The sequence below is a fragment of the Paraburkholderia sp. SECH2 genome, from assembly GCF_030464795.1.
Lineage (GTDB): Bacteria > Pseudomonadota > Gammaproteobacteria > Burkholderiales > Burkholderiaceae > Paraburkholderia > Paraburkholderia aspalathi.
On record NZ_JALPRH010000001.1, the window covers coordinates 305977 to 319224 of the forward strand.

The window sequence follows — 13248 nt, forward strand, 5'->3', positions numbered from 1 at the left end:
TGCTTGAATGGCGCATTCGCACTATATGACCAAGGAGGCGTGTCATGAAACCCGCGCTATGTGTCGCCGTCGTCAGTATGCTGTTCGGGGTCCAACTGGCGCACGCCGCCTGCCCCACCGACGCCGTCTTCCTCATTCTCGGTGATCAGATTCGCGGTTACTCCTTGCGCGCCAACGGAGCCACCGAGCCCTGCCAGGTGCTGCAAGGGTCGCTCACCACTCTCATGACAGCTGGAGCGACAGTGATCGACAAGAAGGACTCCTTTCACGTCGCGCAGTTTCTTACCAACAGCACCGTCGACATCTTTCCGCGGAAGGCCGAAGGAAATGAGGCACCCGGTCGGTCGTTCATGTTGACGATGACAAATGACCTGCTCAGCATCGCGGTGGATTCCCACCTCAACGACTTCGTCCTGACCGTTCGCCCCGCGGAAGCGGGAGTGCTGGTCGCTCCCGCCAACAGCTCCGGGCCTGTAACCAATCCGATTCACATCACCGATCCGAATATCGTCCAGTACGTGAGCATTGCGATCGACAGCGACGACAATCTGCTGATTGCGGGTTATGACGTACGGGGGGCAGCGATCATCGACACGTTTGGCACGCGTCGGAGCATGACCTCGCCGCCGCTCCTGCGCAGCCTCACGGGTAGCAAAACCGGCCTGCTGCCGGGGGCCGGACTTTTTGCAAGGAACAACATGACGATCGCTGTCGATCCGCGTACGGACGAGCTATTCGTCTACAACCAAACCGCGGACGTGATGCAGATCCAGGTGAGCGTTTTCGCCGCCAAGGCGAACGGCGACGTGCCGCCGCTACGGACAATCAGCGGTCCCGCCACGGGAATCACTGGCTCCGGCTTGCCGGGAAACAAGATCGCCGTCTCCTCGGACGGGCGGCTCTTTGATGCCGAGCCGAACCTGCGCATTCTCGCGTTCGCGCCGGGGGCAAGGGGCAATGTGGCGCCGTCTCAGATCATCGAGGACTCCACCCCCGGTCCGGTCACCCTGGGCGGGATCGCGGTCCGGTCGAGAGGAGGCCGGCAACATGATGGAAATGACGATGCCCAATGAAACGGACGACATTGGAAAATCCGTTAATCAGCTAACTAACGGGACGGTCGGGGATGTCGGCTATCGTCGTTCGCTGCAGGTGCCAACGCCAGCGCCAGCCTTGCCCCCACCTCGGCATTGTGTTTCACGAGCGCGATGTTTGTTGCCAGGCTGCGTCCGCTCGTCAGTGCCTTGATGCGAGCTAGCAGGAAGGGGGTCACGGCCTTGCCGGTGATTCCCTTCGCAGTGGCCTCGGCGAGCGCCTGCTGAGTCAGCGCGTCGATCTCTTCGAAGCTCATCGCTGCCGCTTCCGGCACCGGCGTGCTCAACACCACGCCGCCCACGAGGCCCAAGTCCCACTTGGTGCGGATGAAGCGTGCCTGCTGTGCCGCGTCGTCCAGCCTGAAGTCCGCGCGAAAACCGCTGTCGCGCGTGTAAAACGCAGCGAAATTGTCTTGCTCGCAACTGAGCACCGGCACGCCGTGTGTTTCCAGGTATTCCAGCGTGAGCCCGATGTCCAGGATGGATTTCGCACCGGCACAGACCACCACCACCGAGGTCTTTGCCAATTCCTGCAGGTCGGCCGAAATGTCGAAGGTTTCGGGCGCGCCCCGGTGCACACCGCCAATGCCTCCGGTAACGAAGACCTCGATGCCGGCGAGAGCGGCACATATCATCGTGCCAGCCACTGTCGTGGCGCCAAGCCCGCCGTCGGCCAGCACTGCCGGCAAGTCGCGGCGGCTGACCTTGTGTACCTGGTCCGAGCGGCCGAGCAGTTCCAGTTCGTCGTCCGAAAGGCCGATGCGGATTCGCCCGCCGATCAGTGCAATAGTCGCGGGTTCGGCGCCCAGGTCACGGATCAAGGCCTCCACTTCACGCGCAGTGCGAACGTTCTCTGGATAGGGCATGCCGTGAGCGATGATGGTCGATTCCAGCGCCACAAGCGGGCGGCCGGCGGCCTGTGCAGCGGCCACGGGTGCGCTGCATGTCAACCACGAGTGTGCAAGGTCCGCAACCATGTCGATGTATCCGGTGATGTCATTCACTTAAGTATGCAACACAAGACTACTCCACGAGTCGCCTGCTGCAGCGCGATGACGCCTATCATTAACGCACCGCAGAGAGGATGTTAAGCGCCTGATGTGCATCGCACACACGGCGCTCGTGATGGAAAGGAAACGACATTCACGCCCTGAGCGCGTTGGATGGTCGATTTCAGGTTGGGAGGGTCCATGCCACCGCTACGCGCAATCAATCTGCTCCAGTCGAAGGAAGGTGCCCGTCTCCATGGTCCGGAACTCGACCGCTGGCGCCGCTGGGGGCCTTATCTAAGCGACCGGCAATGGGGCACCGTTCGCGAAGACTACAGCGAATACGGCACCGCATGGGACTACTTTCCGCACGACCATGCGCGCAGCCGCATGTACCGCTGGGGTGAGGACGGCATTGCCGGATTCGGCAACGATCCGCTCGACTGGTGCGTATCGCTCGCGCTCTGGAACGGGCACGATCCGATCATCAAGGAACGGCTCTTCGGGTTGACGAACGAGCAAGGCAATCACGGCGAGGACGTGAAGGAGCTTTACTTCTATCTCGACGGCACGCCGACGCATTCGTACATGAAGATGCTGTACAAGTATCCTCACGACGCGTACCCGTACCAGGATCTGATCGATGAAAATCTGCGGCGCGGCGCCGATCAGCCCGAATATGAAATTCTCGATACGGGCGTGTTCGACGATAACCGCTACTTCGACGTCTGCGTCGAGTATGCGAAGCACACGCCGGACGATATCGTGATGCGCGTTAGCGTCGAAAACCGCGCTGATCAGCGCGCGGCGCTTCACCTGTTGCCGCAATTCTGGGCGCGCAACCGGTGGGCGTGGTCGGGCAAGCCCGGCAAGCCGTCGCTCACGCTCGAACCGGATACTGAGGAAGGCGCCCGCGTCGTCGCGCACAATCCCGCGCTCGGCACGATGATCGTGACGGCGTCGGCGCAACAGCCGGTCGAGTGGCTCTTCTGTGAAAACGAAACGAATGTGCGCCGCATTTTCGGCTTCGAAGGAACGGGGCCGTTCAAAGACGGCTTCAATGACTACCTCGTTGACGGCGACGAGCAGGCAATTCGGCGCGACAAGGGCACCCGCGCCGCCGCGCATGTGTATCTACAGTTCGCGCCTCATGAGCGCTCGGTGCTGTATCTGCGCTGGCGTCCAGAATCGTCCCCGGCTGCAGCTTCGGATGCCGTGACGCTCGACATGGAAGAACTCTTCACGCGCCGGCAAGCGGAGGCCGACGAATTCTATGCGGCGCTTCAGCACGACATCCCTGACGCCGATGCACGGCTCGTGCAGCGTCAGGCGCTCGCCGGCATGCTGTGGTCGAAGCAGTACTACCAGTTCGACGTGACGCGCTGGCACGACGGCGACCCCGGCCAACCGACGCCACCGAGAGCACGGAGGCGCGGCCGCAACGCGGACTGGCGGCACATGTGCAATGGCGACGTCGTGTCGATGCCCGACAAGTGGGAGTATCCGTGGTACGCATCGTGGGACCTCGCGTTTCATGCGGTCGCATTCGCCATGATCGATCCCGACTTCGCGAAGAAGCAATTGCTGCTGCTCGTGAAGGAGCGCTATATGCATCCGAACGGGCAATTGCCTGCCTACGAGTGGGCGTTCGGCGATGCGAATCCGCCCGTTCATGCGTGGGCAACATGGCGTGTGTATGAACTCGACCGCGAGGTGACGGGCATAGGCGATCATCAGTTTCTCGAAGTCATGTTCCACAAGCTGCTGCTCAATTTCTCGTGGTGGGTAAACAGGAAGGACGCCGATGACCGCAACATCTTTCAGGGCGGCTTTCTTGGACTCGACAATGTTGGCATCTTCGACCGGTCTTCGCCGCTGCCGACCGGCGGCCGCATCGATCAGGCCGATGGCACTGCATGGATGGCCTCGTACGCGCTTGACTTGATGCAGATCGGCCTCGAACTGGCGATGACGAACAACGCGTATGTCGAAATCGCCGTGAAGTTCTTCGAGCACTTTCTGTATATCGCGGAAGCGGTCAGTTGCAGCGAAGGCTGCAGAACAGGGTTATGGGACGGACAAGACGAATTCTTCTACGACGTACTGCACCTTCCGGACGGAACCCGTGTGCCAATGCGCATTCGTTCAATCGTCGGACTGATTCCGCTGTTCGCCGTTCACGTGCTCGAGGATCGGGTGTACGGTCATCTGCCGGGATTGCGCGAACGGCTGGCGTGGTTTCTCGATCATCGGCCCAATCTGGCAAAGCTGGTGTCGCGCTGGACCGAACCCGGCACGGGTAACACCACGCTGCTGTCGTTGTTGCGCGGACAGCGGATGACAGCGCTGTTGCGCCGCGCGCTCGATGAAAACGAATTTCTCTCCGAGCACGGCGTGCGGGCGCTTTCCCGTGTGCATCGGGATGCACCGTACGTCTTCGACCATGATGGCGTGAGCCTCCGCGTTCAATACCAGCCAGCCGAATCGGACTCGCGTGTTTTTGGCGGCAATTCGAACTGGCGCGGGCCGATCTGGATACCCGTCAACTACTTGCTGATCGAATCGCTGTATGAGTTCTATCGCTACTACGGTGATGAGTTTCGCATCGAATATCCGACGGGATCGGGCAACCGTGCTTCGCTGAGCGGGATTGCCGACGACCTCGCACGGCGGCTCACCACGCTCTTTCTCAAAGATGCACAAGGCGTGCGGCCCGTGATGGCCGCTTATCCGATGCTGCAAGCCGACCCGCGCTCGCAGGATCTCGTACTGTTCCATGAGTACTTTCACGGCGACAATGGACGCGGGGTCGGCGCTTCGCATCAGACCGGCTGGAGCGGGCTCGTCGCGCTGCTGCTCCAGCCACGCATGATGAAGCTGGCCCATGTAGCGCCCGAGGCAGCGCCTGATGTTGCGTCGGTGGCCGAGGACACCGCACCAGCCATGGCCCGGTAGCGTTTCGCTGCCGAAAGGCCAATGACGCACAAGGCTGGCAGAACGTGTCGCCGGCTCTCACGCGTGGCGCGAAGCGTGACGTTGCCTGGGCGGAATGCGTCCCGCACTTCGTGTATAAAGGAGGAAGCCTGAACTACGTGAGCCCGCCGTGCCCGAAATCCCGCCGTCAACCACGAACTCAAGCGCTGAAGGTCCGAACACGTCCTTGCCGCGAATCATCAAGCCATGGGCCATCGGCGGCGCAATTGTGCTGTTGCTCGGCATTTTGCTGCTGATCTTCAACCCGTTCCACAAGAGCCCGGACGAACGGGCGCTGAGCGAACTGGGATTCCTCAAAGGCACCTGCAACGACAGCCACGCGTCGACAGCCACACCCGACTCGGAATGCCTGGCGTTGCGGGCGAAACCGACAATGACGGCATCTCAGCTCGCGGCCGCTTTGCCACATCTAAAGAATTCCGACCGCAAGATTGAACTGAATCTGGCAGGCACCCAGATCGATAACCTCGATTCGCTGAAGGAACTGGACGATCTGGAATCGCTTGACCTGACAGACACGCCCGTCTGGAACATCGACGCCCTGAAGGACGTGCATTCGCTGAAAAGGCTCGTGCTCCATCGCACCGAAGTCGAAAACATCGCCGCGCTAAAAGGGCTGACCGGTCTGCAATCGCTGAACCTCTGGGATACCCGCGTCTCGAATCTCGACGCGCTCAAGAACCTGCGCGATCTGCGAGAACTCGACCTGCGGGATACACAGGTTCGCGATCTCAATCCGCTCGAAGATTTGCCTCATCTGGCAACGCTCAAACTCGGGGGTGCGAGGAACGTCCGGAACGTCGACGCGCTCAGCCAGCTCGCCTCCTTGCAGACGCTCGACCTCAACGAAACCCAGGTCGACAGCATCAGTGAGTTGAAAAAGCTCTCCGGTCTTCAAGCGCTCTATCTAGCGAACACGCCGCTGCGAGACATCGACGCACTAAAAGGAATGTCCTCGCTCAGGACGCTCGTGCTGGACGGCGCGAAGGTCGATGATATCGACGCGGCGCAAGGCATGCTTCAGCTGAACACGCTGGTGCTCGCTCGCACGCAAGTGACGAACATCGATGCATTGAAGGGGCTCACCGGCCTGCAAAGGCTCAATCTCGCCGACACCCGGGTCGAGAACATCGAGGCGCTGACAGACCTGAAAAGCCTGCGAATGCTCAATCTCTTTCGCACCAGGGTTCGAAACATCGATCCACTGCGAGGTTTGACCGGTTTGCAGGAACTCTATCTTGCGAACACCCCTGTCGAAGACGTCGACGCGCTGAAAGGGCTCACTGGCCTGCGAGAGCTCGTTCTGTATGGCACCCAGGCCAGGAACGTCGACGATCTCAAAGCGGCGCTTCCAAAAACGCGAATCGTGTGGTGATCATTCGACAGTTTTTCAACAGGTAAGCGAGGCTGGCGTCAGCCATCGTGGCTCCCGTGCCGCATCAAACCAGTAAGGCAAGGGAAGCAAATCGACATCGATATCGTCGCCATCTTCCTTGCGTATAGCGTTTCTTCTACGGTTAAATAAACCCACCTTAGCGCGTTGATTTCAATGCGCTGAGGCACAGTGCATTTCTTCCAAAAAGGCAACCGGAGGCCCGCTCTAACCAGCGGGCTTTTGGCTTTCTTACGCCCGCTAAAAGTAGTCACACGTATTCGATATCTGATTCGGCTGGGTGCTAAATCCTTACCAAATTTCAGAGGTCACATTCGACAGAACAGATCGCAAATAGCACGGACGTACGCATAGAATCAGCACTGCCTATTCAGCAAAGGCAGCAAAAACAGTAAAGACAGAGGAGATAAGATGAAGCAGATAAAGGCATTCGGCGTGGCTGCCGCATTGTTAGTGAGTACGGCCGTCCACGCGCAGAGCGCCGGCGATATCGTTGCAGGCTTCGGCTGGTTTCATCTCGCGCCGCAGGACTCGAGCAAACCGCTGACGGTCAACGCGCTTGGCACGAGCGTAACGGAGACCGGCACGGGCGCGACAGTCGATGATTCGGATACCTTCGGTCTGACAGCCACCTATTTCATCACCGATCACATTGCCACGACCGCCGTGCTCGGCATACCGCCGAAGTTCCATCTAACCGGCACCGGGTCGCTCTCCGCGCTTGGCCAGATCGGCTCCGCTTACGAATGGAGCCCGACGCTGCTCCTGAAGTACTACTTCAACGATGCAAAGAGTAACTTCCGTCCTTACGTTGGCGCGGGCGCATCGTACGTGTGGTATAGCGGCATTAAATTGAGCTCAGCAGTATCGAGCGGCAGTTTCTTGTATTCGCAAACCTATGGCACCGCGCTAGAAGGGGCGACAACCGCGAAGTTGAGCAACTCGTTTGCGCCGGTCATCAATGCCGGCTTTGCCTATAACATTGACAAGCACTGGTCGGTCGATGTCTCGCTGTCGTATATGCAGTTGTCGACGCGTGCCACGCTGACTACCAAGTCCCAGGTAGGAACGGTGACCAGTAGCACAAAGCTCAAGCTGAACCCGATCATTTCTTATGTTTCTATCGGGTATCGTTTCTAACCGAGCTCCGCATTGCGCCGATGCAATGCGGAACCCAGCGTGATAAGTGCCTTCAACCAGCCGTTAGTCAATGACGTTCACTTCAACGGCTTTTGGATCGGTCAGTTCGAATGTACGAATCCGGCCGGCGCGGACGTCGAGTACCAGCCGGTCTATCGATTCGATTTCGAGCATTTCCCTTTCGACGTTGTCGTCCGCGGCGGTCGCAATCTTTCCCTGCCAGCCACGGCGGTGATATAGCAACATAATCACGGCGCTGCCGCGCCGCATAAAGAACCGTTCCATTCCCCGCGTCCGTGAGTCTTGAATGTCCGTTTCTCATTTCCGGACAGACCATAGCACGCGGGTATCGCCGACTGCGGGGCCGCAAAGAACGTGAAAGAAAGTCGATGCTTGAGCGGAGGCGGCCTCCGCACCGCCTCCGCTCGGCGTAGTGACGCCGTTGTCTCTTGACGTGAAACGCGCGTAAATCAGCGCTCTACCTTCGACATAACCGCCGTCGTCGGGTCATACCGATAGCCCTTCTGCGAAAGCCGCTCAGCCATCGTCGCCCCGATCAGCTTTTGCTGCGTGTCCCGGGAGACCAACTCACTATCAGGCTTAAGCCGCTCAAGTTCAGACGAGAGCTTGCGGATGAGCGCCACTTCTCCTGTGCTGCGTGAGTCGACGAACAGAAGCTTCTCGTTTGCAGAAGCGAGACGTTCCTTCAGGTCCTTGGCATGCTCCACCCATTGTTCAGCAATCGTGCGAAGCTCGTTAAAGGCCTTCTCATGCGCTCTGGCCTGAGCCGATATCTGCCGCTGCAACTCGGCAACTTCTTCCGCCTTCGCAGAGTCGCCCGCTTGAAGGGCAAGTTGATGGCTACGTCGCGCTTCTTCCGCGCGAGCCTTCTCGGCATCCCCAAGGCGCTGCGCCAATGTCGCCGCATGCTGTTCGGCGGCCTCTGCCCGCTCCTTCGCGGACGACGCATCCTGCGAAACCTGAGCCAGTTCAGCGATCGCGGCCGCTTTCGCCTCAGTCATTGCGGTGACCTGCTCCCGCGCCGCCTCGAGTTCTCGGGTGACGCTTTCCAGTTGCTCGTGCTGAATCGACGCTGCCCCGCTCCGCTCTGCGTTTGTCTGCCGCTCTGCTTCGAGTGCGATCCGAGCGTCTTCAAGTTCTCGGGTGACGCGTTGTAGTTCGTTGAGCTGGCCCGATGCTTCCTCGCCACGGGCTGCGCTTGTCTGGCGCTCAGCAGCAAGCGCAGTGTGCGCCTCATTGAGTTCAGCCTCGATCGCAGCAATCCGCGTGAGGCTCTCGCTCACCTGTGCCGTAGCAGCTTCTGCGCGTGATGAAGCCGCACTGGATTCCTGCGACCATCGTTCCGCTTCAGCGGACTTCGCCTGTTCAACTTCTGCAAGACGCTGCTGCAACGTCACCGCATGCTGCTCCGCGAACTCTGCCCGCTCCTTCACGGCAGACGCGTCGTGCGAAACCTGGAGCAATTCAGCGGTTGCGGCCGCGTTCGCTTCAGTCATGGCGCTGACCTGCTGTCGCGCCGCCTCGAGTTCCTGAGTGACGCGCTGCAGATCGTTGAACTGACCCGACGCTTCCTCGCTCCGCGCTGCGCTCGCCTGACGCTCCGCAGCAAGCGCGGCATGCGCCTCATCCCGTTCAGCCTCCAGCGCGGCGACCCGCGCGAGGCTCTCATTCGCCTGCGCCGTAGCGGCTTCTGCACGCGCCGAATGCGCGCTAGATTCCTGCGCCCATCGCTCAGCTTCGGACGACTTCGCCTGCTCGACTTCCTCGAGGCGCTGCTGCAATGTCGCTGCATGCTGCTCGGCGAACTCTGCCCGCTCCTTCGCGGCAGACGCGTCCTGCGAGACCCGAGCCAGTTCATCCCGCGTGACAGACGCATCGTGCGAAACCTGAGCCAGCTCAGCGCTCACAGCCGCCTGCGTCGCACTCATCGCGCTAACCTGCTCCCGCGCCGCCTCCAGTTCCCGTCCGACGCGCTGCAATTCATCGAACTGAATCAATGCTTCTTCGCTCCGCGCCGCGCTTGTCTGGCGCTCTGCTTCGAGCGCAAAGCGCGCCTCATCCCGCTCAGCCTCCAGTCCAGCGACCCGCGCGAGACCCTCGTTCATCTGCGCCGTGGCAGCTTCTGCGCGCGCCGAAGCATCGCTGGCCTCCTCCAACGCTCGATCCGCTTCGGCCGACTTCGCCTGACAGTCGTAGCCCATCGCGGTCACCTCCTGCCGCGCCTCGTCGACCTCCTGCTTCATCTGTGCGATCTGATCGTTGTGGCTGGCAGCAGCAGCGGCCAACTCCCCACGCGCGTGACGCTCCTGGTCGAGTTCTGCCCTCGTGTGTTCCAGCGCGGCCTCTTCCACCGACACACGCTGCGCCAGCTCTTCGGCCCGAGCCTCGGCGGCCTCAGCGCGCCCCGTCGCGGCTGCGAGTTCTGCCGCGAGACGCGTGGACGTATCTTCGGCGATGCTCAGCGCGCTCGTCAGCGCACTATGCCGCTCACGCCCGGCTTCGACTTCCGCCGTCGTCCTCTGATACTCGGCAAGCGCCTCGTCCCGTTCCGAGCGGGCGGCGTCGAGGTGCTGGTGCACGGCACTCAGGTGCTGACTGACCGCCCGGTCAGCTTCGCCTTGGGCGGCCATCCAGAGCCGCTCAGCGGCACTCGTCATGGTCTCGGCAATGTGCTCCGGCAACCCGGCCTGGACCTGCACATGCGGGGTGAAAGGCTGTCGCGCTTCGCGCCAGCGCTGCAAAGCTGCCGCAATGGCAACGATCGAACCGCCGGGAATCTCCGGCCAAATGGTCACCGGGGACACCTTCCGGCCCTCTTCGACCATGCGATCCGCGATTCCGGCGACGAGTTCGTCCGTGATTGTGTCTGCGTCCGTAGACATAAGCGCCTCAAAGCTCATTTTGGCCTGACGAAAAATTGAGTCCCCAATACGTTACTCCAACCCAGCAATAATCCCGATGAAAGGAATGCCGGTTGGCTCATACCGCGCGATTCGCCGTTCACTGAAAAAGCGGCGACGCGGTGACCGACGTCATCCGCGCGGTAAAGCGCGAGATCGATATTATGGGCGATATCGTGGCAGCTTCGGACGAGCTGACGCGTGGGGTCAAACTGGCCAATGTTTAAGGCGATCTGTTCGACGTTTTTCCTATTTCTTATTCGCCGAGATGCAGCGCGGCGTATTCCAGCTTCCGGTTGCCCGAATGTTCGGCTCGACGAGACCTGGATGATGTACAACGCCGCATTCGAAAAAATCGGCTGAGTGTCAGCCGTAGGCGATCACACGCCGGACAGCAACGCCCCCGCACCAGGCACGATCGGCTCGAGCTTAAGATGATCCAGCATGCGCCGAACAGTGCATACCGCAGTCGAAACGGTGCGGATTCCCAGCATGTCTTCAATGCGCTGAATCGCCGGCAACGAAGGCATCTGGACGCAAGCGGACGCCACCACAACGTCCGCGCCTTCCGTGTTCAGGTCGCGCACGTCGTTCACAAGTTGCATCGGGTCACGCAGACCAACTTCAAGGTTGTCGGGAATCTCGAAGCAGAGGGAATCGATGACCTCAATGCCTTCGTTCTCGATATAAGCGACGACAAGGTCAGTCAAGGGCCGCATGTACGGCGCCATCAGCGAAATCCGCCGAGCGCCCATGATCTTCAGGCCTTCTACCAACGCGCCCGCGGAAGTCATAACGTGCGCCAGGCAATGATTGGCGCGCGCAACTTCCAACAGTTCACGTTCGGTTTGCCGATGATATCCGGGCCCCATCGCCATGATCGCGACCAGGCACGCCGTGCTCATGACATCGACACGCGCGTCGGCGAGTTCCGCCGCACAGCGCAGGCCTTCCTTGTTCATTGCGACCAGTTCTTCCTTCGTGACCTTGTGCATTCTCATCCGGCTCGAATGGAATGTGAACCGCTCGGGGCGGATCGCTTCACGGGCACGCAGCATGGCGGGAATTTCCGTTTCCATGGTTGTATTCGAGCTTGGAACGATCTGTCCAATACGAAAATTTTGAGGCATCTTTCTCTCCAAAATAGAATTAGGCATCCAAAGTTATTAACCGACTCAATCCGGCATGCCTGTGCCACGCGTTTCCGGCAAAAACCACGGAACCACAATACCGAGCAGATACACAGAACCGAGTGCCAACGCAGCTTGAGACACACCACCGAATGATTTGATCATGCTGCCCGCAATGATCGGAAACACCCACGCGATCAGACGCGCTGCATTGAACACGAAGCTAATCGCGGTGGAACGCACGCTGGAGCCAAAGAGTTCGCATGGATAGATCGCCATCCAGACATAGGCACAGCCCAGTGTGAAGAAGCCATTGATCGGCGCCACGACCATCATCGCTTCGACGCTTGTCGTCAGCTTGTACGTGACGATCGTCGTGAGCAGCGCACCGACGAAAGTAAGTGACAGGAACGCTCGCCGGCCGATTGCATCCACCACGAAGCCCGCGACCATGTAGGCCACAATCGCGCCGATGGTGTACACGATCGATACCTTCGAGCCCCACGACAAGGCATCGGGGATGCCTTCGGCTTTAGCGAGCGCTACGGTAAAGGTCGGCAGCCAACTGGAAATGGCCCACCAGCCAACGGTCGTAACGATCGACAGCACGAGCAGAAGCAGCGTGCGGCGTAGCGCTTCAGGTTCGCTGAACAGTTGCGTGAGCGTGAAAGGACGCTTGTCGGAGGCAGGCGCGTCTCCCGCAACCGGCTGCGTACTCGTCGCGCTCCAGCGTTTTTCGCGCACCGCGCGTTGCCATTTCTCCGACTCGTTGACCCCGCGGCGGATGTACAGCACAAAAAGCGCGGGCACTGCGCCAAGCACGAACATCAACCGCCAGGTTTCGGCGCCGAGTGGATGCGCCGTCGACAGCGCGTACCACACAACTGCCGCGATCAACGTGCCCCAACCGAAGCCCGATTGCAGAAAACCCGCTCCTTTCGCACGCGCCCGCTCAGGCCAGGTTTCCGACAGCAGCGCGACGCCCGTGCTCCATTCGCTGCCCATGGCGAGGCCCGTCAGAAAACGCAGCCCGCACAATACCCAGAAGGTTTGCGAGAACGCGGTCAACCCCGAAAACACCGCATAGAGGAACACGGACCAGAGCATCATCCGCTTGCGTCCGACATAGTCGGCGAGAATCCCGCCGATCAGACCGCCCGCCCCCCAGCCAAGCAACGTAATGCCGATGACCAGACCCGCGTATGTCGTGGGCGACGCGGCTTGTGCCGGCGAGAGCACCGAATGCAGCATCGGCCCAAGCACGACGACGAGCGCCAGTGCCTCATAACCGTCGAAAATCCAGCCGAGAAAGCTGGCCTTCAGGACACGCCAGTGCATGGCCGTGAGCCCCTCGTACCAGCGCGTTCGCGCGCTCAGGGCAAGGTGTTTGTGTTCCATCTTTTCGTCTCCTTCATGTTTTCAACCGATTTTTCCTGCGTGCCGGCCGTCCGCCGGCTTGTGCTTCTGAAAAGGCTGATGGGCCGGCGTCCAGGACAACCGCGCCGCCGCGACATAGAATCGCGAGGCACAGTGCCCGGTCTCGCGCCTCGACCGATCGTCCTGCGAGGATTGAGCCCTATGGAACAT

The 13248-nt window shown here is 60.4% G+C and carries 9 protein-coding genes; 4 read left to right on the forward strand and 5 right to left on the reverse strand.

Annotated features, from left to right (window positions below):
• Window positions 1-44 precede the first annotated feature (44 nt).
• Complete coding sequence (locus M0D66_RS01395; RefSeq protein WP_211707874.1) at window positions 45-1073, forward strand: hypothetical protein; 1029 nt, start codon at window positions 45-47, stop codon at window positions 1071-1073.
• Window positions 1074-1108: 35 nt separating this feature from the next.
• Here M0D66_RS01395 and M0D66_RS01400 read toward each other — a convergent pair whose 3' ends face one another.
• Window positions 1109-2071, reverse strand: coding sequence for a pseudouridine-5'-phosphate glycosidase (locus tag M0D66_RS01400; RefSeq protein WP_211707890.1), 963 nt, complete (start codon window positions 2069-2071; stop codon window positions 1109-1111).
• Between the two features lie 213 nt (window positions 2072-2284).
• Between M0D66_RS01400 and M0D66_RS01405 the strand changes: the two genes are divergently transcribed.
• The 3 genes from M0D66_RS01405 (at window position 2285) to M0D66_RS01415 (ending at window position 7610) form a co-directional block, all read left to right on the forward strand.
• Entirely contained in the window at window positions 2285-5038 is a 2754-nt protein-coding gene (locus M0D66_RS01405) for a glucosidase (protein WP_211707873.1), read from the forward strand.
• 148 nt (window positions 5039-5186) lie between these two features.
• Complete coding sequence (locus M0D66_RS01410) at window positions 5187-6452, forward strand: leucine-rich repeat domain-containing protein (protein WP_211707872.1); 1266 nt, start codon at window positions 5187-5189, stop codon at window positions 6450-6452.
• A 429-nt stretch (window positions 6453-6881) separates the two neighbouring features.
• The gene (locus tag M0D66_RS01415; RefSeq protein ID WP_211707871.1) at window positions 6882-7610 is read left to right on the forward strand and encodes an OmpW family protein; all 729 of its coding nucleotides are present in this window, start codon (window positions 6882-6884) and stop codon (window positions 7608-7610) included.
• Between the two features lie 63 nt (window positions 7611-7673).
• On the opposite strand, the gene M0D66_RS01420 is transcribed toward M0D66_RS01415, so the two are convergent.
• From M0D66_RS01420 to M0D66_RS01435, 4 genes are all read right to left on the reverse strand, one after another.
• Window positions 7674-7880 (reverse strand): hypothetical protein, encoded by a 207-nt coding sequence (locus M0D66_RS01420; RefSeq protein ID WP_211700210.1) that lies wholly within the window; start codon window positions 7878-7880, stop codon window positions 7674-7676.
• Between the two features lie 200 nt (window positions 7881-8080).
• Window positions 8081-10513: a DNA-binding protein gene (locus M0D66_RS01425; RefSeq protein WP_211707870.1), complete on the reverse strand. Its 2433-nt coding sequence runs from the start codon at window positions 10511-10513 to the stop codon at window positions 8081-8083.
• Window positions 10514-10911: 398 nt separating this feature from the next.
• The gene (locus M0D66_RS01430; protein WP_211707869.1) at window positions 10912-11661 is read right to left on the reverse strand and encodes an Asp/Glu racemase; all 750 of its coding nucleotides are present in this window, start codon (window positions 11659-11661) and stop codon (window positions 10912-10914) included.
• Between the two features lie 45 nt (window positions 11662-11706).
• Window positions 11707-13059, reverse strand: coding sequence for an MFS transporter (locus M0D66_RS01435; protein ID WP_211700208.1), 1353 nt, complete (start codon window positions 13057-13059; stop codon window positions 11707-11709).
• Between the last annotated feature and the right edge of the window lie 189 nt (window positions 13060-13248).